We start from the raw sequence: 20,167 nt of genomic DNA on the forward strand, positions 1-20,167 counted from the left end.
GTCGCGCCGTCGGCCGCTTAGCGCTCGACCTCGCCCTTGATGAACTTCTCGACGTTCTCACGAGCCTGGTCGTCGAAGTACTGGACCGGCGGGGACTTCATGAAGTACGAGGACGCGGAGAGGATCGGGCCGCCGATGCCGCGGTCCTTGGCGATCTTCGCGGCGCGCAGGGCGTCGATGATGACACCCGCGGAGTTCGGCGAGTCCCACACCTCGAGCTTGTACTCCAGGTTCAGCGGGACGTCACCGAAGGCACGGCCCTCGAGGCGGACGTAGGCCCACTTGCGGTCGTCGAGCCACGCGACGTAGTCGGACGGGCCGATGTGGACGTTCTTCTCGCCGAGGTCCCGGTCGGGGATCTGCGAGGTGACGGCCTGCGTCTTGGAGATCTTCTTGGACTCCAGGCGCTCGCGCTCGAGCATGTTCTTGAAGTCCATGTTGCCGCCGACGTTCAGCTGCATGGTGCGGTCCAGGACGACGCCCCGGTCCTCGAACAGCTTCGCCATGACGCGGTGCGTGATGGTGGCGCCGACCTGCGACTTGATGTCGTCACCGACGATCGGGACGCCCGCCTCGGTGAACTTGTCCGCCCACTCCTTGGTGCCGGCGATGAAGACCGGGAGGGCGTTGACGAAGGCGACCTTGGCGTCGATGGCGCACTGCGCGTAGAACTTCGCGGCGTCCTCGGAGCCGACCGGCAGGTAGCAGACGAGAACGTCGACCTGCTTGTCCTTGAGCACCTGGACGACGTCCACCGGGGTCTCGGAGGACTCCTCGATGGTCTCGCGGTAGTACTTGCCGAGACCGTCCAGGGTGTGGCCGCGCTGGACCGTCACACCCGTCGAGGGCACGTCGCAGATCTTGATGGTGTTGTTCTCGCTGGCGCCGATGGCGTCCGCGAGGTCGAGGCCGACCTTCTTCGCGTCGACGTCGAAGGCGGCGACGAACTCGACGTCACGGACGTGGTAGTCGCCGAACTGGACGTGCATGAGGCCCGGGACCTTGCTGTCCGGGTCGGCGTCCTTGTAGTACTCGACGCCCTGCACCAGCGAGGCGGCGCAGTTGCCCACGCCGACGATGGCTACGCGAACCGAACCCATTCCGGTTGCTCCCTGTGTGTTCTCGGTAATCCGGATGAAGTCCTGCACAGATGCAGGGCCTCACTTGAAGGTGTCGTCGGACGGATCCGGCCGGGTGCCGTCCCGGTGCCGGGGCAGGCCGTCCGCCTTCCCAGCCTCGTCCTGCTGGGACCGAGCCCGATCCGAGCCGTCGGAGAGGGGTCGTCGCTGATCCCGCCCCGCTCGCTCGCTTTCGATCAGCTCGTTCAGCCAGCGGACTTCGCGCTCCACGGACTCCATGCCGTGCCGCTGGAGCTCAAGGGTGTAGTCGTCAAGGCGCTCCCGGGTGCGTGCCAGCGAGGCGCGCATCTTCTCCAGGCGCTCTTCCAGCCGGCTGCGCCGGCCTTCGAGCACGCGCATACGGACGTCTCGCGAGGTCTGCCCGAAGAAGGCGAACCGGGCGGCGAAGTGCTCGTCCTCGTACGCGTCCGGGCCTGTCTGGGAGAGCAGATCCTCGAAGTGCTCCTTACCTTCCGCCGTCAATCGATAGACGATCTTGGCGCGGCGCCCCGAGAGAGAGGCGGCAAGGGCATCCTCGGGCGTGCCGCCCGATTCCTCGATCAACCATCCGTTGGCGACCAGGGTCTTGAGGCATGGGTAGAGCGACCCATAGCTGAAGGCGCGGAACACCCCCAGTGACGTATTGAGTCGTTTGCGCAGCTCATAGCCGTGCATGGGCGACTCGCGCAGCAGGCCCAGGACGGCGAATTCGAGGATGCCGGAACGCCGGCTCATCGTCGCCTCCTCTCGCCTGGATCCACCGTCACGCGTCTTTATGTCGAGCTGATGTATCGACTCGATACATCTCGACGATAGAACGGCCTTCCGGTTGCGACAAGTGGGGGCGCGGTGAACGGCATCACATCACTGATTCGTTGCAAGCGAGTTGCCTGAATTGGGGTGAATGTCAGCACTAGGGCGGTTTTGGAGATGCGTAGTCTGTGCGCCATGCAGACCGCCGGGAACCAAGTGATGCCGGGGGGCGTCGTTGTCCTCGGTGCAGTACGGGTGAGTGCCGTTTCGGCCACGTCCGTACATCGGGGGGAACCGGAAACCAGCCGCCGTTTCCAGGCGTGTCAGCGCCTGCCCGAGGAGTAGTCGTTCGATGAGCGAGCACCGTCGCAAACCGCCGCAGCCGCCGCAGGGTGGCGGACGCGCCGCGGCCCGACGAAGCGCGTCCGGAGGGGCACCAGGCCGCCGGGCCACACCGCGAGCAAACAATGGATCGCCGGCCGATCCCTATGACGAGTATCCGTCCGGGGGCGAGGAGCGCCCCTACGGAGGCCGAGCCGAGGCGCGCCGGGCGGCACAGCGCTCGACCGGCCGGCGCCGGGCTCCCGAGCCTGCGGGCCGCGGGCCGGGGCGCGGCAGGGGCCGACCGGCTCCGCCGGACAAGAAACGGATCATCGACTATCCGCGCGCGTACAAGACCGGCGCCGGCCGCTGGGTGCCGTCGTGGAAGCTTGTGACCGGTCTCTTCCTGGGCTTCGTGGGCAGTCTGATGATAGTGGCGGGCGTCGCCTACTACCTGGTTGCCGTCCCGGACATTGCGAAGGCGGCCAAGGCCCAGAACAACGTCTACTACTGGTCCAACGGGTCCCAGATGGTCGCGACCGGCGGTGAGACGAACCGCCAGATCATCAGCTACGACGAGATTCCCGCCTCGATGCGGTACGCCGTGATGTCGGCGGAGAACAAGACGTTCGAGACCGACAAGGGCGTCGACCCGATGGGTATCGCCCGCGCCTTGTTCAACATGGCGCAGGGCGGCCAGACCCAGGGTGGTTCCACCATCACCCAGCAGTACGTGAAGAACGCCCGGCTGGACGACCAGTCGCAGACGCTCACGCGTAAGTTCAAGGAACTCTTCATCTCCATAAAGGTGGGAGCTCAGGTCCCCAAGCCGCAGATCATGGCCGGCTACCTGAACACCGCCTACTACGGCCGTGGCGCCTACGGCATCCAGGCCGCCGCCCGCACGTACTACGGCAAGGACGCCAACGATCTCAACGCGAGCCAGACCGCCTTCCTGGCGGCTCTGCTCAAGGGCGCGACGTATTACGACCCGGCCGGTGCGACGGCGATCGACCCTGCTGCCAATCCCCAGGCGAACCGCCAGCGGGCCACGGCGCGCTGGAAGTGGATCCTCGACGAGGAGGTCAAGGACCACCGGCTGAGCGCCGCCGATCGGGCCACGTTCACCAAGTTCCCGGAGCCGAGGCCCCCGCGGGCCAACGCGGCGCTGGGCGGCCAGGTCGGGTATCTCGTCGATCTCGCCAACGGGTACATCCTCCATAACACCAAGATCACCCAGGACCAGCTCCAGCAGGGTGGCTACGAGATCCACACCACCTTCGACAAGAAGAAGGTGGAGGCGCTCGAGAAGGCCGTGAACAAGGTCCGCAAGGCCAAGATCAACCCGAAGCTGCGCCCCGACAAGGACACCTACGTCCAGTTCGGCGGTGCCTCCGTTGACCCGACGAGCGGCGCGATCAAGGCGATCTACGGTGGTGAGGACGCCACCAAGCACTTCACGAACAACGCCGACCAGACGGGTGCGCAGGTCGGTTCGACGTTCAAGCCGTTCGTGCTGGCTGCCGCCATGCGCGACGGCGTGCGCGACCCCAAGGGTCCCGAGACCCAGGGGGCCGCCCAGCGGACGCTGGTCTCGCCCAAGAGCCTGTTCGTGGCCAAGAACAAGCTGAAGATAAAGAACTACGACGGGACCGTCTGGACGGACCGGGACGGCAAGGAGTGGCTGCAGACCAACGACGGCGGTGAGTCGTACGGGGAGAAGCCCAACTACATGATCGATCTGCGCGAGGCGATGCGGGTCTCCGCCAACTCGCCCTACGTGCAGCTCGGCATGGACGTCGGCCTCGACAAGGTGCGACAGTCGGCCCTGGACGCGGGTCTGCTGAAGGAGAGCCTGGCCAGCTCGCACTTCCCGTCCTTCTCGATCGGTACCTCCGACCCCAGCGCGATCCGTATGGCGGGCGCCTACGGGACCTTCGCCGATGAGGGCCAGCAGCACGAGCCGTTCTCGGTCAAGCAGGTCAAGCACGAGGGCGCGCCGGTCTACACGCACGCCAACAAGGCCAGCCAGGCGTATCCCTCGAACGTCGCCAACAACGTCACCGACGTGCTCAGGACGGTCGTCGACAAGGGCACCGGTACCAATGCACAGCTGCCCGGCCGTGAGGTGGCCGGTAAGACGGGTACGACGGACGGCAACAAGTCCGCCTGGTTCGTCGGATACACCCCGCAGCTGTCGACGGCGATCACGATGTACCGCCTCGACGACAACGAGAAGAGCAAGAAGCGCCAGTTCCTGGAGATGTTCGGCACGGGTGGCGAGGAGAAGATCCACGGTGCCTCGTTCCCGTCCCAGATCTGGCGCGACTACATGATGCAGGCCCTCCAGGGGGCACCGATCAAGGCCTTCACACCGCCGCAGCCCATCGGTGAGATCGTCGGCGCCACCCCGAGCCCGAGCCCGACCCCGTCGGTCACCTCGTCGCCCTCGGAGAGCCCGTCCCCCTCGGCGTCGAATTCGCCGTCGCCCTCCCCGTCCAAGACCCCGGGCAACGGCAACACCTGTGGTCCGTTCGACTGGAAGTGCAACACCAACGGCGGTCAGGACAACGGCGGCACCGACACCGGCACCACCGGTGGCACCTCGCCCAGTCCCTCGCCGACGGACAGCACAGGCACCACAGGCGGAAAGCCAGGGGGTAATGGCAACGGAGGTGGCTTCTTCGGCGGACCGGCCGGATAGCCGTCATCACCCCAAACACGTGTGTTTCACGTGAAACGAGGGCCGTCACACCGCTGGGTGTGGCGGCCCTCGCCGTGTTCCGGGCTCCGTACGGCAGGATGGCGGCATGCCCAGTGCAGAGACGACGCACGAGAGCGTGCACGAACGGGAGCCGGTGCTGCCGACCAGGGAGGACGAGGTCGCCGCGGCCGGCAGTGAGCTGATCGGCGGCCCGATCGGCCGACGGGCCCTCCTCGGAACGTCCTGGTGGAACCCCGTGCGTGTCATCGCGCTCGTCGCCATCGGGATGTTCGCGCTCGGGATGGTGCAGAAGCTGCCCTGCTACGACGGGGCCTGGTTCTTCGGTGCCAGCTCGCAGTACACGCACGCCTGCTACTCCGACATCCCGCACCTGTACCAGGGCCGGGGCTTCGCCGACGGGCTCGTACCGTACTTCGACAAGCTGACCGGCGACATGGACTACCTCGAGTACCCGGTGCTGACCGGTGTGTTCATGGAGGTCGCCGCCTGGATCACCCCGGGCAGCGGCTCGCTCCAGCACCAGGAGCAGGTGTACTGGGTGGCCAATGCCGCCATGCTGATGATCTGCACCGCGGTCATCGCCGTCTGTGTGGCCCGCACCCACCGTCGCCGCCCGTGGGACGCCCTGCTGGTGGCCCTGGCGCCCGCCTTCGCCCTGACCTCGACGATCAACTGGGATCTGTTCGCCGTGGCGCTCACGGCCGCCGCGATGCTGATGTGGTCCCGCGGCCGGACCCTCGCCTTCGGTGTGCTCCTCGGCCTCGCCACTGCCGCGAAGCTCTATCCCGTGCTGCTGCTGGGACCTGTGTTCCTGCTGTGCTGGCGCGCCGGGAAGTGGAGGGCCTTCGGGAAGGCTCTCGCCGGTGCGGTGGTCGCCTGGCTGGTGGTGAACCTTCCGGTGATGGTGCCGGCCTTCGAGGGCTGGTCGAAGTTCTACCGGTTCAGCCAGGAACGGGGCGTCGACTTCGGGTCCTTCTGGCTGATCATCTCCCAACGCATGAACACGCCGCTCCAGACGAGTCTGGTCAACACCCTCGCCACGGTGCTGATGCTCGTCGCATGTCTGGGAATCGCGGCCCTTGCACTGGCAGCACCGCGGCGGCCGCGCTTCGCCCAGCTCGCCTTCCTGGTGGTGGCCGCCTTCATCCTGACCAACAAGGTCTACTCACCGCAGTACGTCCTGTGGCTGATCCCGCTGGCCGCGCTGGCCCGGCCGCGCTGGCGCGACTTCCTGATCTGGCAGGGCTGCGAGGTCGCGTACTTCCTCGGGATCTGGCTGTATCTCGCTTATACGACGAGCGAGGACAAGCACCAGGGGCTGCCGACCGACGGCTACCACTTCGTGATCATCGTGCATCTGCTCGGCACGCTGTATCTGTGCGGCGTCGTCGTCCGGGACATCCTGATGCCCGAGAGGGACGTCGTACGGAGGGCTGGGGACGACGACCCGTCGGGGGGTGTACTGGACGGCGCCGAGGACGTGTTCGCCCTCGGCCGTGCGGCTCACCCGCCCCGGCACGCGGCGCACTACGAGGGGCCGTACGTCGAGTGGGGTACCGCCAAGGGCGGTCCGGGCGCTGCCGAGGTCCCGGGCCTCGACCGTTCGCTCTGAGCGAACGCCCCTGGCGGGGGCCTCGGACAGGGGCCGTCCGTGGCCGGCGACACGGCCGGCTCCGGACGTACGGCGACGCCGTCGGCCGAGTCGCGTGCGGGCGTCCTCTGCACGCGGCGTCAGCCGATGTCCGTCCCGGTGCGGGCGCGGACGAGGAGGTCAGCGCTCGACGATCCGGTCGAACTGCGTGGTCGTGTGCCGGAGATGGGCGACCAGTTCCTCGCCGACCTGCGGCTCGGGCGCGTCGGCCGGGACGAAGAGGATCGACACCTGCATGTGCGGCGGCTCCGCGAACCAGCGCTGCTTGCCCGCCCAGACGAACGGCGAAAGGTTCCGGTTGACCGTCGCCAGGCCCGCCCGTGCCACGCCCTTGGCGCGCGGCATGACGCCGTGCAGCGCCTTCGGGGCCTCCAGGCCCACGCCGTGCGACGTACCGCCCGCCACGACCACCAGATAGCCGTCCGAGGTCGCCTTCTGCTGCCGGTAGCCGAACCGGTCCCCCTTGGCGACCCGCGTGACGTCGAGGACCGCACCCCGGTACTCCGTCGCTTCGTGGTCCCCCAGCCACAGCCGGGTACCGATGCGGGCACGGAAGCGGGTCTGCGGGAACTGCTGCTGCAGCCGGACGAGTTCCTCGGCACGGAGGTGGCTGACGAACATGGTGTGCAGCGGCAGCCGTGCCGCGCGCAGCCGGTCCATCCAGCCGATGACCTCCTCGACGGCGTCCGAGCCGTCGGTGCGGTCCAGCGGCAGGTGGATCGCGAATCCTTCGAGACGCACGTCCTCGATCGCCGCGTGCAGCTGCGGCAGGTCCTGCTCGCTCACACCGTGCCGCTTCATCGAGGACATCACCTCGATGACGACCCGTGCGCCGACGAGGCCGTGTACCCCGTCGACCGAGGAGACGGAGCGGATGACGCGGTCGGGCAGCGGCACCGGCTCCTCACCCCGGCGGAACGGGGTCAGTACCAGCAGGTCACCGCCGAACCAGTCCTTGATCCGGGCCGCCTCGTACGTCGTGCCGACGGCGAGGATGTCCGAGCCGAAGCGCGTGACCTCCTCGGCGAGCCGCTCGTGACCGAAGCCGTAGCCGTTGCCCTTGCAGACCGGGACGATGCCCGGGAACTGCTCGATCACGTGCTTGTGGTGTGCCCGCCAGCGCGCGGTGTCGACGTAGAGCGTGAGCGCCATGGCCGGTCCCGGAACCTTTCTCGTGGCTGCGATGGATCGCTGAGGTGAATCAGCGGTATGAACAGGGATTCTGCCCTGTCCCCGGCGACGACGCGGGGACCGGAGGCCGCGTCAGCGGCGCGACATGTAGATGTCCAGCGCCTTGTGCAGCAGCTTGTTGAGCGGGAAGTCCCACTCGCCGAGGTACTCGGCCGCCTGTCCGCCGGTGCCCACCTTGAACTGGATCAGGCCGAACAGGTGGTCGGACTCGTCGAGGGAGTCGCTGATGCCGCGCAGGTCGTAGACGGTGGCGCCGAGCGCATACGCATCCCGGAGCATCCGCCACTGCATGGCGTTCGAGGGCCGGAACTCGCGGCCGATGTTGTCCGAGGCGCCGTAGGAGTACCAGACGTGACCGCCCACGATGAGCATCGTCGCGGCCGACAGGTTCACGCCGTTGTGCCGGGCGAAGTAGAGCCGCATGCGGTTGGGGTCCTCGGTGTTGAGGGCCGTCCACATGCGCTGGAAGTACGACAGCGGGCGCGGCCGGAAGTGGTCGCGGACCGCGGTGATCTCGTACAGACGCTGCCATTCCTCGAGGTCCTGGTAACCGCCCTGGACGACCTCGACGCCGGCCTTCTCGGCCTTCTTGATGTTGCGGCGCCACAGCTGGTTGAAGTTCTTGTGGACCTCTTCCAGGGAGCGGTTCGCGAGCGGCACCTGGTAGACGTAGCGGGGCTGCACGTCGCCGAAGCCGGCGCCGCCGTCCTCGCCCTGCTGCCAGCCCATACGGCGCAGCTTGTCGGCCACCTCGAAGGCACGCGGCTCGATGAAGTCGGCCTCGATGTCCCGCAGCCGCTTCACATCCGGGTCCTGGATGCCCTTCTTGATCGAAGCGGCCTCCCAGCGGCGGATGATCACCGGTGGGCCCATCTTCACGGAGAAGGCGCCCTGCTGCTTCAGATGGGCCAGCATCGGCTGGATCCACTCGTCGAGGTTCGGCGCGTACCAGTTGATCACCGGCCCCTCGGGCAGATAGGCGAGGTAGCGCTTGATCTTGGGCAGCTGCCGGTACAGCACCAGTCCGGCGCCCACCAGCTCGCCCGTCCTGTCGTCGAACCAGCCGAGGTTCTCCGAGCGCCACTCCGCCTTCACGTCGGCCCAGGCCGGGACCTGCATGTGGCTCGCCGAGGGCAGGCTCTGGATGTAGGCCAGATGCTGCTCACGGCTGATGGTCCTCAGGGTCAGGGTCATTCGGGGCGCTCCTCGGAGTGGTGTGTCCCCATGGGTACAGGGGCTCCGGCTCTCGCGCCGAAGCCTACTGCGCTCCGCAAGCGCCCTGTCGGGCCGCACGCCACCGGCGCCCCGGCCTGTGCGCGGCCGGGGCGCGGAATGGAGCCGTCCGGTCGGCTCGAGGGCCGTGCGCGGACCGGATGGGCCGCCCAGGGGGCCCGGACCGGATCAGCGGCACCCGGTGGGGCTCGGTGTCAGAAGAGGCCGCCGAAGAGTCCGCCGTGCGCCATGCCCAGGTAGAACCCGATGGCGGAGGCGCCGAGGCCCAGGATCAGCCAGAAGCGCTCACGCGTCGTCTCGGAGACGAACTGTCCGTAGGCGCCGGTGAAGATCCCGATCAGCCCGACCCAGGAGCTGAGGAGATGGAGGTTGTCGAACATCGCCGTGACGAACGCGATCACCCCGAGAACCAGGGTCACCCCCATCAGCGCGTCCGGGAGGGGGTGGGGCTTGCCGTCCGTGGCGAAGAGGGAGCTCGCGGAACTCGCGGACGGGGGGTTCGAGGGGTTCGGTCGCATTGCCTGTGCCATGAGGCACCTCCTGCGGAAGGCGGCGCATCCTAGCGCCGTACACACCCGGTGCGTACCAGATTGGGGGTCACCGCCGCCGGATTTCAACCGGAAGCGGGTGTGCGGGTACTCTGTACCGTCTGCACCGGTGTCTGCCCAGCCCACGACAGGGCCACACGGCCGGAACCCCGCTCGCGGGGTCCGATTGTCAGTGGTGGCTGATTTACTCGCAGATACTGTTGCTCACGCATCACAACCCTCCTGCCACGGAACGACCGTGGCCGCTGAGTCCAAAGGAGGTGGGTTCCACATGCGTCACTACGAGGTGATGGTCATCCTCGACCCCGATCTCGAGGAGCGCGCTGTCTCCCCGCTGATCGAGAACTTCCTCTCCGTCGTCCGTGAGGGCAACGGAAAGGTGGAGAAGGTCGACACCTGGGGCCGTCGTCGTCTCGCGTACGAGATCAAGAAGAAGCCCGAGGGCATCTACACGGTCATCGACCTTCAGGCCGAGCCTGCGGTCGTCAAGGAGCTCGACCGTCAGATGAACCTGAACGAGTCGGTCCTCCGGACCAAGGTCCTCCGTCCCGAGACCCACTGAGCTTCCGAGCTCAGCTGATCTCGGGAACCGAGTAGCAGCACCAAGCAGCCAGCAGCAAACCCGCCGAGAGGTTCCCCCATGGCAGGCGAGACCGTCATCACGGTCGTCGGCAATCTTGTCGACGACCCCGAGCTGCGCTTCACCCCTTCCGGTGCGGCGGTCGCGAAGTTCCGCGTCGCGTCCACTCCCCGCACCTTCGACCGTCAGACCAACGAGTGGAAGGACGGCGAAAGCCTCTTCCTGACCTGCTCGGTCTGGCGTCAGGCGGCGGAGAACGTCGCCGAGTCGCTCCAGCGAGGCATGCGCGTCATCGTGCAGGGCCGGCTGAAGCAGCGGTCCTACGAGGACCGTGAGGGCGTCAAGCGCACGGTCTACGAGCTCGATGTCGACGAGGTCGGCGCGAGCCTGCGCAATGCCACGGCCAAGGTCACCAAGACCGCCGGCGGTGGCCGGGGTGGCCAGGGTGGTTACGGCGGCGGCGGTGGCGGCCAGCAGGGCGGCAGCTGGGGCGGTGGCTCCGGTGGCGGTCAGCAGCAGGGCGGCGGCGCTTCCGGCGACGACCCCTGGGCGACCGGTGCGCCGGCCGGTGGCGGCCAGCAGGGCGGCGGCGGTGGCGGCTGGGGCGGAGGCTCCGGCGGCGGCTACTCGGACGAGCCCCCCTTCTAGGGGTCCCTTCCAGGGCCTCCCTTCAGGGACGGGTTCGTACCCACACTTCTTGATCACACAGGAGAAACACCATGGCGAAGCCGCCTGTGCGCAAGCCGAAGAAGAAGGTCTGCGCTTTCTGCAAGGACAAGGTCACGTACGTGGACTACAAGGACACGAACATGCTGCGGAAGTTCATTTCCGACCGCGGCAAGATCCGTGCCCGCCGCGTGACCGGCAACTGCACGCAGCACCAGCGTGACGTCGCCACGGCTGTGAAGAACAGCCGTGAGATGGCGCTGCTGCCCTACACCTCCACCGCGCGCTAAGGGAAGGGTGACCGACACATGAAGATCATCCTCACCCACGAGGTCTCCGGCCTCGGTGCCGCGGGCGACGTCGTCGACGTCAAGGACGGTTACGCTCGCAACTACCTGATCCCGCGGAGCTTCGCTATCCGCTGGACCAAGGGCGGCGAGAAGGACGTCGAGCAGATCCGTCGCGCTCGCAAGATCCACGAGATCGCGACCATCGAGCAGGCCAACGAGATCAAGGCCCAGCTCGAGGGCGTCAAGGTCCGCCTGGCCGTCCGCTCCGGCGACGCCGGTCGTCTCTTCGGTTCCGTCACCCCGGCCGACGTCGCTTCGGCGATCAAGGCCGCTGGTGGTCCCGAGGTCGACAAGCGCCGCATCGAGCTGGGCGCGCCGATCAAGACGCTGGGCGCCCACGCGACATCCGTGCGTCTGCACCCCGAGGTTGCCGCCAAGGTCAACATCGAGGTCGTCGCGGCCTAAGGGCTGCGCTCGGCAGAGCTGAGAGAAGGGCCGCACCCGTCACCGGGTGCGGCCCTTCTTCGTGTCTTCGTGGTGCGTGGCCCGTTCGGCGTCCTCGTGGCGCATGGCCCGCCCTGTGGCCCTGTATCCGCGCGGGGTCCTCTTCACCGCCTGCGCGGTTCACCCGAGTGCAGGTGTTTCACGTGAAACGGCGGCGGCCGGATGCACCGGCCACGGATGATGTCGATCGGCAGCGTGCCGGGCACACGTCATCGTGTGGCTCCCGTGACGACCCAGCGGCCGGAGCGGGAACGCAGCAACAGCGTCAGCATCCGCACCGTCATCATGAGGGTCATGGCGCCCCACAGGGCAGTCAGCCCACCGCCGAGGACGGGTACGAGCAGTGCCACCGGTGTGAAGACGGCCAGGGTCACAAGCATCGCCCGCGCGAGATACGGGCCGTCGCCTGCGCCCATCAGCACCCCGTCGAGTACGAAGACGACACCACAGATCGGCTGGGAGACGGCGACCACGACCAGGGCGGGCAGCGCGGTGTCCTGGACCACGCGGTCCCCGGTGAACAGGTGGATGAACAGCGGCCGGGTCACCACGACCAACAGGCCCAGCACGATGCCCGAGGCGATGCCCCACTGCACCATGCGGCGGCAGACGTCGCGGGCGCCCTGGGCGTCGTCGGCGCCCAGATAGCGGCCGATGATCGCCTGCCCGGCGATGGCGATGGCGTCCAGCGCGAAGGCGAGCAGGCTCCACAGGGACAGAGCGATCTGGTGGGCCGCGATGTCCGCGTCGCCCAGACGGGCCGCCACGGCCGTGGCGATCATCAGGATCGCGCGCAGCGAGAGGGTACGGATCAGCAGCGGGGCGCCTGCGTGGGCGCATGCCTTGATGCCTGCGGCGTCCGGGCGTAGCGAGGCGCCATGCCGGCGAGCACCGCGTACGACGACGCCGAGGTAGACGGCAGCCATGCCGCACTGGGCGATGACCGTGCCCCATGCGGAGCCCGCGATGCCGAGACCGGCGCCGTAGACGAGACCGGCGTTGAGAGCCGCGTTGGCGACGAAGCCGGCGACCGCGACGTACAGCGGGGTCTTTGTGTTCTGGAGGCCGCGCAGGACGCCGGTCGCGGCGAGCACCACGAGCATCGCGGGGATGCCCAGTGCGGAGACGCGTAGATAGGTGGTCGCGTACGGGGCCGCGGTGTCCGAAGCGCCGAAGAGGTGGACGAGGGCGGGCGCGGTGGGCAGGACGGCGACGATGACGGCCGCGCCGAGGATCAGGGCGAGCCAGATGCCGTCCATGCCCTGGCGTATCGCGGCCTTGAGATCACCGGCTCCGACCCGGCGGGCGACAGCGGCCGTGGTCGCATAGGCGAGGAAGACGAAGACACTGACAGCTGTCGTGAGAAGCGCCGAGGCGACGCCGAGGCCGGCGAGCTGAGCGGTGCCGAGGTGGCCGACGATGGCGCTGTCGGCGATCACGAAGAGGGGCTCCGCGACGAGTGCGCCGAAGGCCGGGACGGCCAGCGCGATGATCTCTCGGTCGTGCCGTCGCCGGGCAGTCCTGATCGCCGGGGGAGCTAGTGTCATGGGCGCCAATCTAATCTTCCACAGGTAAGAGATGCAATGCCATTGGACCCCTTACTTCTGGTCCAGTCGAAAGCTGTCGGGTGCACCGTTTGCGATGATCTTGATCCCTGCGGGAAAGTTTTTCTTCTGCACAGCCGGTGGATGGGAAACACGCAGGTCAGTGGGTATGCGTCAAGAACGCTGAGGGCTTGTTCACAGAGCTGTCCACCGGCTCGTGCACAGGTTTTGGCGGGTTCTCCACAGCATAGGGGCCGTCATCCACACGGCCTGTGGATAACCAGATTGGCTGACGGTGCCCGCGGGCCTACCGTGGTCCGGCGCCCGCTCCGTCCCACGGCCTCGGAAACCACGCAAAACCGACGCGTCAGAACCGGAGTTGGGCCTCTTGTTTTGTCAGTGTCGTGCCGTATGAAAGAGGGGCACGGCGAGGTCCGCGCGGCGGACGGGAGGAGGTGGCCCGGTGAGCATTTCCGAGCCCTTGGACGACCCGTGGGCCGACAGCGGACCGGGGGACCGGCTGCCCGCCGCCCGTCGCCGTGAAGGCGGCCGTGGCCGGGAAGAGCAGCACGACCGGGGGCGCGAGGGCGAGTCCTGGGACGGGGGATCCTCCTTCGAGCGGGTACCGCCGCAGGACCTCGACGCCGAGCAGTCTGTGCTCGGCGGCATGCTGCTGTCCAAGGACGCCATCGCGGACGTCGTCGAGGTGCTCAAGGGTCATGACTTCTACCGGCCGGCACACGAGACGATCTATCAGGCGATCCTCGACCTCTACGCCAAGGGCGAGCCGGCCGACCCGATCACCGTCGCCGCCGAGCTGACCAAGCGCGGCGAGATCACCCGCGTCGGCGGCGCCTCGTATCTGCACACCCTCGTCCAGACCGTGCCGACCGCGGCGAACGCCGAGTACTACGCGGAGATCGTCCACGAGCGCGCCGTGCTCCGTCGTCTCGTCGAGGCCGGTACGCGCATCACCCAGATGGGTTATGCGGCCGACGGCGACGTCGACGAGATCGTGAACAGTGCCCAGGCCGAGATCTATGCGGTCACCGAGCAGCGCACCAGCGAGGACTATCTTCCGCTGAGCGACATCATGGAGGGCGCGCTCGACGAGATCGAGGCCATCGGTTCGCGCAGTGGCGAGATGACCGGTGTGCCTACAGGCTTCTCCGACTTCGACTCGCTGACGAACGGTCTGCACCCCGGCCAGATGATCGTCATCGCGGCCCGTCCCGCGATGGGAAAGTCCACGCTCGCGCTCGACTTCGCGCGGGCGGCCTCCATCAAGAACAACCTGCCCAGCGTGATCTTCTCGCTGGAAATGGGGCGCAACGAAATCGCGATGCGCCTGCTGTCGGCGGAGGCGCGTGTGGCGCTGCACCATATGCGGTCCGGCACCATGACCGACGAGGACTGGACGCGTCTTGCGCGCCGGATGCCCGATGTCTCCGCCGCCCCGCTCTACATCGACGACTCCCCGAACCTGTCGATGATGGAGATCCGCGCCAAGTGCCGTCGGCTGAAGCAGCGCAATGATCTCAAGCTCGTGGTCATCGACTACCTCCAGCTGATGCAGTCCGGCGGCTCCAAGCGTGCCGAGAGCCGTCAGCAGGAGGTCTCGGACATGTCCCGTAACTTGAAGCTGCTGGCCAAGGAGCTGGAGGTCCCCGTGATCGCGCTCTCCCAGCTGAACCGTGGTCCCGAGCAGCGCACGGACAAGAAGCCGATGGTCTCGGACCTGCGTGAGTCGGGCTCCATCGAGCAGGACGCCGACATGGTCATCCTGCTGCACCGCGAGGACGCCTATGAGAAGGAGTCTCCCCGCGCCGGCGAGGCGGACCTGATCGTCGCCAAGCACCGTAACGGCCCCACCGCCACCATCACGGTCGCCTTCCAGGGCCACTACTCACGCTTCGTGGACATGGCCCAGACCTGATCCCCGGGTGTGTAGGGTCTCAGATTCTGCTTCGCAGTCTCAGAGCTGACTTCACGTCAGCCGCACTTGTGCAGCGGTTCTGAGACTGCCTGTCCAGCACCCTCACCCGTTTGGGTGAGCGAGCCGGATCAGGCGGTGATCGAGTGCGGGAACCCAGTCGCGTTCACCGATTAGCGGCCAGCACTGCCGCGAGGCCTTCTTGCAGGTCCTTGACGAAATACTCGGGAATCTCCAGCGACGGGAAGTGTCCCCCGCTTTCGGGCGACCTCCATCGGACGATCTGTCGGTACCGCTCCTGTGCCCAGGCGCGCGGACACTTCTCGACGTCGCGGGGATACATCGTGATCGCTGACGGGACGTCGACCCGTAGTTCGGGGTCCAGCGAGTTGTGGCTTTCGTAGTAAATGCGGGCCGCCGATGCGCCGGTCCGCGTCAGCCAATACAGGGTGACGTCGTCCAGAATGCGGTCTCTGGAAATCGTCTCGAACGGGCTGTCCTCGGTGTCTGACCACTCGGCGAACTTGTCGAGGATCCAGGCAAGAAGCCCGACCGGTGAGTCGACGAGCGAGTAGCCGATGGTCTGCGGTCGGGTCGCCTGCTGCTTCGCGTACGCCGCGCGGTGGCGCCAGAAATCGCGGGTTTCCTCGGCCCATTTACGCTCGACCGCCGTCAGCCCGTCCGTTGTCAACCCGGGCGGCGCCTCCGCGAACAATGTGTGGATGCCGAGAACGTGCGCGGGAAACCTGCCGCCGAGAACCGTGGTGATATTCCCACCCCAGTCGCCGCCGTGGGCTACGAACTTGCTGTAGCCGAGCCTTCCCATCAGATCCACCCATGCGGCCGCGATCTTTTCGGTTCCCCACCCGGTGGTGGCCGGCTTGTCGCTGTAACCAAAGCCTGGCAGCGACGGGGCCACGACGTGGAACGCCGGCGCGTCCGCATCCTTCGGATCTGCCAGCTCGTCCACTACATCGATGAACTCGGCAATGCTGCCCGGCCAGCCGTGCGTCATGATCAGAGGAGTGGCATCTGCACGCGCGGATCGGCGGTGCAGGAAGTGGATTCCCAGATCATCAATGGTCGTTCGGAACTGGCCGATTCGGTTGATGCGCTCCTCGAACGACCGCCAGTTGTACCCGGTGCGCCAGTAGTTCACGACATCGACGAGGTCGGCGAGAGGAACGCCCTGTTCCCATCGGCGAGGGTCGGGCGCGGCGCGACAGACCGTCTCTGCCTCCGGTAGCCGCGCCGCGGCCAGTCGCGCGCGCAGATCGTCGAGGTCGGCGTCAGTTGCGTGGGCTTCAAATGCTTGCACGTCGCTGGTTGGACGGGGCATGAGACCTCCTGGCCGTCGCGGAACCGGCTGCGACCTATCGTGAACCGGCTAAGGCGGTTCTACTATGCCTTCATGTCTGCGTGCAACCAGCTAAGGTGGTTCCATGCGTGCTGGGTTCCCTGACTTTCGCCTCGGTACCGTGCTGGCGACCAGCTTCACGGGGACTCTGTCGGAGCGTCATGGCGACGCCGTGGAGCGCATTCCCACGCCGGACCGACTCGTCGACTGGCTGGCGGTGTACGGCCTCGCCGTGGACTCCTGCACAACCGCCCAGCTCGAACTGGCTCGGGAACTGAGGGAGTCGATTCACGCCGCCGCGACAGCGGCCGCGATCCAGGACGCTCTCCCTGCGTCCGCTGTCCAAGTCATCAATGACTGCAGCGCTCGGGGTCGGGCGGCGGCGATCCTGACACCCGAGGGCAAGCGGCGATGGCGGCTCAGCTCGGCTTCCTGCGTGGAGGACGCCCTCAGCGTGATCGCCGCCGACGCGATCAGCGTCATCGCAGGCGAACGAGACGGAAAATTGGCCTTGTGCGCATCGCCAACCTGCCGAGCCGCCTTCTTCGACACCAGCCAAAGTCGCACCCGCAAATGGTGCGACATGAACACATGCGGCAATCGTCAGAAGAAGGCGCGCTTCAATGCCAACCGGCGCAAAAACTCCAGATCAGCGGAGTAATCGTTCCCTCGGTGCATCCAAGTGGTCCCCATGCCTGCGACGAAAACCTCGCCCTCGAACCTGCCGCCTCCTGATGCTCCTGGACGGAGACGACCTGGTGGGCTGGATCAACATACAGAGCCGCAGGTCACAGAGCTGTCACCAGACAACGAAGCCGAGACCCACAGGGTGGGTGGAGACCGCGCTGGAGGTCATGTTCGCGTCGGCCGGGCGGCCGATTGCCCGGTCGGATTCGGCTGCATTCAGCCAGGTTGGAAGAATGCGAGCATTTTCTGGGCGGCGTCCGGTGACGTCAGCAATTCCTGCATGTCCGCGGACATCCGGGCGGCAGCGCCGGTGCGTTCGAACATCTCGCGTTCGTATTCATCGACGGCGGCGGGAAAGTCGTCCGGGTGCGCGGCCAGCGCGAGACCGAGCAGGGCGCCGTCGAGCAGCGCCATGTTGGCACCCTCCCCCACCGGCGGCATCAGGTGCGCGGCATCGCCGAGCAGCGTGACGCCCGGCGTCGACGGCCAGGTCAGGCCGATCGGGAGAGTAGTGATCGACCGTGGCACGATCGTGTCGTCGCAGGCCGCGATCAGTGCGGTGAACCGTGAGTCCCAGCCGGTGAGCAGGTCTATCAGCCGGGCCCGGGCGGCGGCCGGGTCGTCGAACGGGATCCCGCTGGTGGCGAACCAGTCCTCGGCGGTGTTGTAGAAGCTGAGGCCGATACGAACGCGGCGGTCGCCGTTGCGCTGGGCCGCCAGGGACAGTCCGTTGCCGAGCACCCAGTAGGTGCCGCGCCCGACCATCGCCGCGAGGTCGGGGTGCGTGCGGTCGATGTCGGGAATGCCGACCTCGACGACGTTCTGGCCGGTATGTGCCGGGCGGGCGTCGGTGAGCAGGGCGCGGACCCGGGACTGCGCGCCGTCCGCGCCGACCAGCAGGTCATACGTCGCACTGCTGCCGTCGGCGAAGTGCAGTACGCCGTTCTCGGCGGATTTGAACGCGTGCCCCCAGCGCACCATGTCTTCGGGGAGGGAATCCAGCAGCAGGTTGCGCAGATCGGCGCGGTCGACCTCGGGTCGCTCAAGCGGGGCGTCGTCGGGCGTGTCCTCCTGGAGCAACAGGGTGCCGTCGGGCTCGAGAAGCCGCATGTCCTGGCCTTCACCACGGGCGATCGCGAAGAACTGGTCGATCAGACCGGCCTCGCGCAGCGCCCGCTGGCCGGAGTGGATGTCGAGCATGCCGCCCTGACCGCGCGCACCGCGTGACGGTTCGCGTTCGTACACGACGGCGTCGATGCCGTTCACGTGCAGCACACGGGCGAGAGCCAGGCCGCCGAGGCCGGCTCCGACGATGGCGATGGTCATGGTCGCCTCCCTTTCGATACACCGTACAGACCAATACACTGTATCGGGCGATGCGATGTATTGTTAGCGGCATGTTGGTGTGGGAAAGGCCTGAGCCACCGAATCGACCCGTGCCGGCCCCGCTGAACCGAGAGCGGATCGTGCGAGCGGCGATCCAGTTGGCCGACGTGGACGGCCTGGAGGCGGTGTCGCTACGCAAGGTCGCCACCGCGCTGGGCGTCGGGCCGATGCGGCTGTACAGCTACATCGCCAGCAAGGAGGAGTTGCTCGACCTGATGGTCGACGCGGTCCACGCCGAGATCCGGCCGGTCGGAGACGGCTGGCGGGAGGTGCTGCGGTCTCTTGCCGAAACCACCCGGCAGGCCGCTCACGAGCACGAATGGCTCGCTGATCTGCTCGGTGGGCGACCGCAGCTCGGGCCGCACGCGCTGGCCAGGGGGGAGGCCGTGATCGCCGCGCTGGACGGCGTTGATGTGGACGCCATCATGCCGGTGGTCACCGCGGTCGACGCGTACGTGATCGGCGCGGTGCGTCGGGAGATCGCCGAGCGGCGTGCCGAGCGGGCCACCGGGATGGACGAGAAGCGTTGGCAGGCCTCACTCGGGCCCTATCTGGAGCGGACCTTCGCCACCGGCCGATTCCCCGCGCTGGCCAGGGTGGTGCGCGATGCCGCTCACCTGGACGCCGACCACACCTTCCGGATCGGCCTCGACTTCCTGCTCGACGGCATCGAGGCCCGCATCTCAAGGTGACGCGCGGCCGAAGGACCGGACCGGTACCGCATGTAGTGCCGGGTCGGCGCTGACGCGTTGAGACGACGCAACCTCACCAAGGCGTGCGGAAACACATGTCATGCGATTTGGGACCCTAAGGGGTAGTTGTGGGTCTCAGGCTGCGCGTCATTTTCCGCTGTCGCGTCATGACGATGGCGGTCCTGACGCTCCGGCTCAGTCCGTTACGGGCAGGCACTCGGCGAGCAGGTCGACGATGTCGCGCCAGCATCGCTGTGCGTGCCGTGGGTGGTAGCCGACGCCGGGGCGCACGGTGTGGTCGACCGGTGGGTGGTGGAAGGCGTGCAGGGCTCCGCCGTAGACCACGAGGCGCCAGTCGACGCCCGCGGCCTGCATCTCGGCGGCGAGGGCGTCCCGTTGCTCAGCGGGCATGATCGGGTCCTCCGATCCGACCCCGGCCCACACGGGGCAACGGATGCGCGCCGCCTCGCCCGGTCGACCCGTGGTCAGTGCGTTGACCGTCCCGATCGCGCGCAGGTTGACGCTGTCACGCCCGAGTTCCAGCGCGATTGCGCCCCCGGTGCCGTAGCCGATGGCGGCGATCCGGTCGGGGTCGGTCCGCGGTTCGGCGCGCAGCACATCGAGTGCCGCGTGGCCGATGCCCCGCATGCGGTCGGGATCGGCGAGCAGCGGCATGCAACGGGCCAGCATCTCCTCGGGGTCGCGCAAATAGCGCCCGCCGTGGAGGTCGAAGGCCAGCGCCACGTATCCCAGCTCAGCCAGGGCATCGGCTCGGCGGCGCTCGACGTCGCTGAGCCCCAGTCCCTCGGGCCCGATCAGGACTGCGGGCCGGCGGTCGACACCGGCGGGGAGCGCAAGGTGCCCGATCATCGTGAGGCCGTCGGCCGGGTACTCGACCGTGCGCGTTGTGAGTGTCGTCATGGGACTGGACTGTAGGGATCGTAGAGCCCGGCCGTGCCGGTCTTCACCGTCGGCAGAACAGCTCGGG

Annotated in this window: 18 protein-coding genes; 9 read left to right on the top strand and 9 right to left on the bottom strand. The window is 67.6% G+C overall.

The genetic code is table 11. The features are described from left to right. Positions 1–17: 17 nt before the first annotated feature. Positions 18–1,100, bottom strand: a complete 1,083-nt coding sequence (locus ACWCP6_RS08590; protein ID WP_450931634.1) for an inositol-3-phosphate synthase — start codon at positions 1,098–1,100, stop codon at positions 18–20. Positions 1,101–1,160: 60 nt separating this feature from the next. Then, positions 1,161–1,853, bottom strand: a complete 693-nt coding sequence (locus ACWCP6_RS08595) for a PadR family transcriptional regulator (protein ID WP_450931635.1) — start codon at positions 1,851–1,853, stop codon at positions 1,161–1,163. A gap of 370 nt (positions 1,854–2,223) precedes the next feature. Here ACWCP6_RS08595 and ACWCP6_RS08600 point away from each other — a divergent pair, with 370 nt between their 5' ends. Both ACWCP6_RS08600 and ACWCP6_RS08605 read left to right on the top strand, forming a co-directional pair. Then, entirely contained in the window at positions 2,224–4,896 is a 2,673-nt protein-coding gene (locus tag ACWCP6_RS08600; protein ID WP_450931636.1) for a transglycosylase domain-containing protein, read from the top strand. Between the two features lie 106 nt (positions 4,897–5,002). Continuing rightward, positions 5,003–6,529, top strand: coding sequence for a glycosyltransferase family 87 protein (locus tag ACWCP6_RS08605; protein WP_450931637.1), 1,527 nt, complete (start codon positions 5,003–5,005; stop codon positions 6,527–6,529). A 159-nt stretch (positions 6,530–6,688) separates the two neighbouring features. On the opposite strand, the gene ACWCP6_RS08610 is transcribed toward ACWCP6_RS08605, so the two are convergent. The 3 genes from ACWCP6_RS08610 to ACWCP6_RS08620 form a co-directional block, all read right to left on the bottom strand. Further along, a complete protein-coding gene (locus tag ACWCP6_RS08610; RefSeq protein WP_450931638.1) occupies positions 6,689–7,720 on the bottom strand; it encodes an alanine racemase in 1,032 nt (343 codons plus the stop codon). A gap of 111 nt (positions 7,721–7,831) precedes the next feature. Further along, positions 7,832–8,953, bottom strand: a complete 1,122-nt coding sequence (femX, locus tag ACWCP6_RS08615) for a peptidoglycan bridge formation glycyltransferase FemX (protein WP_450931639.1) — start codon at positions 8,951–8,953, stop codon at positions 7,832–7,834. Positions 8,954–9,186: 233 nt separating this feature from the next. Continuing rightward, positions 9,187–9,522: a hypothetical protein gene (locus tag ACWCP6_RS08620; protein ID WP_450931640.1), complete on the bottom strand. Its 336-nt coding sequence runs from the start codon at positions 9,520–9,522 to the stop codon at positions 9,187–9,189. Between the two features lie 289 nt (positions 9,523–9,811). On the opposite strand from ACWCP6_RS08620, the gene rpsF reads away from it, so the two are divergent. The 4 genes from rpsF (at position 9,812) to rplI (ending at position 11,541) form a co-directional block, all read left to right on the top strand. After that, a complete protein-coding gene (gene rpsF / locus ACWCP6_RS08625; protein ID WP_053724701.1) occupies positions 9,812–10,102 on the top strand; it encodes a 30S ribosomal protein S6 in 291 nt (96 codons plus the stop codon). A 78-nt stretch (positions 10,103–10,180) separates the two neighbouring features. Then, positions 10,181–10,768 carry a single-stranded DNA-binding protein gene (locus ACWCP6_RS08630; RefSeq protein ID WP_450931641.1) on the top strand — a complete coding sequence of 196 codons (588 nt, stop codon included), beginning with the start codon at positions 10,181–10,183 and terminating at the stop codon, positions 10,766–10,768. A gap of 71 nt (positions 10,769–10,839) precedes the next feature. Continuing rightward, on the top strand, positions 10,840–11,076 hold the full coding sequence (gene rpsR / locus ACWCP6_RS08635; RefSeq protein ID WP_003949403.1) for a 30S ribosomal protein S18: 237 nt from the start codon (positions 10,840–10,842) through the stop codon (positions 11,074–11,076). An 18-nt stretch (positions 11,077–11,094) separates the two neighbouring features. Continuing rightward, the gene (gene rplI / locus ACWCP6_RS08640; protein WP_450931642.1) at positions 11,095–11,541 is read left to right on the top strand and encodes a 50S ribosomal protein L9; all 447 of its coding nucleotides are present in this window, start codon (positions 11,095–11,097) and stop codon (positions 11,539–11,541) included. Positions 11,542–11,789: 248 nt separating this feature from the next. Here the strand turns inward: rplI and ACWCP6_RS08645 are convergent, their stop codons facing one another. Beyond that, on the bottom strand, positions 11,790–13,127 hold the full coding sequence (locus tag ACWCP6_RS08645; protein ID WP_450931643.1) for an MATE family efflux transporter: 1,338 nt from the start codon (positions 13,125–13,127) through the stop codon (positions 11,790–11,792). 460 nt (positions 13,128–13,587) lie between these two features. Here ACWCP6_RS08645 and dnaB point away from each other — a divergent pair, with 460 nt between their 5' ends. Then, a complete protein-coding gene (dnaB, locus tag ACWCP6_RS08650; RefSeq protein WP_450931644.1) occupies positions 13,588–15,060 on the top strand; it encodes a replicative DNA helicase in 1,473 nt (490 codons plus the stop codon). A gap of 163 nt (positions 15,061–15,223) precedes the next feature. On the opposite strand, the gene ACWCP6_RS08655 is transcribed toward dnaB, so the two are convergent. Beyond that, positions 15,224–16,396 carry an epoxide hydrolase family protein gene (locus ACWCP6_RS08655; protein WP_450931645.1) on the bottom strand — a complete coding sequence of 391 codons (1,173 nt, stop codon included), beginning with the start codon at positions 16,394–16,396 and terminating at the stop codon, positions 15,224–15,226. 103 nt (positions 16,397–16,499) lie between these two features. On the opposite strand from ACWCP6_RS08655, the gene ACWCP6_RS08660 reads away from it, so the two are divergent. Continuing rightward, positions 16,500–17,075 carry a CGNR zinc finger domain-containing protein gene (locus ACWCP6_RS08660; protein ID WP_450931646.1) on the top strand — a complete coding sequence of 192 codons (576 nt, stop codon included), beginning with the start codon at positions 16,500–16,502 and terminating at the stop codon, positions 17,073–17,075. A gap of 242 nt (positions 17,076–17,317) precedes the next feature. On the opposite strand, the gene ACWCP6_RS08665 is transcribed toward ACWCP6_RS08660, so the two are convergent. Then, on the bottom strand, positions 17,318–18,427 hold the full coding sequence (locus ACWCP6_RS08665; RefSeq protein WP_450931647.1) for an FAD-dependent oxidoreductase: 1,110 nt from the start codon (positions 18,425–18,427) through the stop codon (positions 17,318–17,320). A 71-nt stretch (positions 18,428–18,498) separates the two neighbouring features. Between ACWCP6_RS08665 and ACWCP6_RS08670 the strand changes: the two genes are divergently transcribed. Next, the gene (locus ACWCP6_RS08670) at positions 18,499–19,179 is read left to right on the top strand and encodes a TetR/AcrR family transcriptional regulator (RefSeq protein ID WP_450931648.1); all 681 of its coding nucleotides are present in this window, start codon (positions 18,499–18,501) and stop codon (positions 19,177–19,179) included. A 195-nt stretch (positions 19,180–19,374) separates the two neighbouring features. Here the strand turns inward: ACWCP6_RS08670 and ACWCP6_RS08675 are convergent, their stop codons facing one another. Continuing rightward, complete coding sequence (locus tag ACWCP6_RS08675) at positions 19,375–20,100, bottom strand: dienelactone hydrolase family protein (RefSeq protein WP_450931649.1); 726 nt, start codon at positions 20,098–20,100, stop codon at positions 19,375–19,377. Positions 20,101–20,167: the final 67 nt, after the last annotated feature.

Source organism: Streptomyces sp. NPDC002004 (assembly GCF_053593975.1).